The following is a 582-nucleotide window of genomic DNA, read 5'->3' as shown; positions in this document are numbered from 1 at the left end:
TTATTCGCCTTTCTGATTCTTATCGGCGTGGTGTGCTGGATGCTGTTCCCGCGGGACTTGTCCTCATCCCTGCGTACTGCGCGTCTGGACGCGGTGACATTCAGCTATATGCAAGCCTGGCTGAAAGCCAAACCGGATGACCATGAGCTACGTTTGTTGATGGCACGGGAGTTGATTCTGCAAGGTAACTTTGTGGCGGCGGATGACCAGCTGCAAATCGTGGCTGCTGATACCAATGGCCGCTATGACACCCAGATCGCCTGGCTGGAATTGCGCCGGGATTTTACCCGTTTGATGGCCATAGACGCCGACAATCGCCGTGGCACCATGCTTGAACATGAAACCCTGACCCGTTTGCGCGCGATTGACTGGGCCGCCCTGAACAGTGAAAAACGCATCCGCTTCGCTGACATGGCCCTGGCCATGGGTAGCGTGGACCTGGCGGTGCAAGCCTATCGCCGGTTGGCGGATAGTGCGGCCAACCCCAGCCAGTGGCACGTCAAGGCGGCAAAAGTGCTGCTCGCCCACGGGCGCTATTCCGAGTCTGCGGATGCCTACATTGCGGCCATGGACGCACGCGGC

At 58.9% G+C, this 582-nt stretch carries 1 protein-coding gene; it reads left to right on the top strand.

Annotation, left to right across the window (positions count from 1 at the left end):
- A partial coding sequence (locus tag A3754_RS27055; RefSeq protein WP_063518815.1) for a hypothetical protein occupies window positions 1-582 on the top strand: 582 nt, incomplete at both ends.

The organism is Alcanivorax sp. HI0083, from assembly GCF_001635175.1.
The sequence above is the reverse complement of the archived record's forward strand: the minus strand, read 5'-3'. Positions and strand labels throughout refer to the sequence as shown.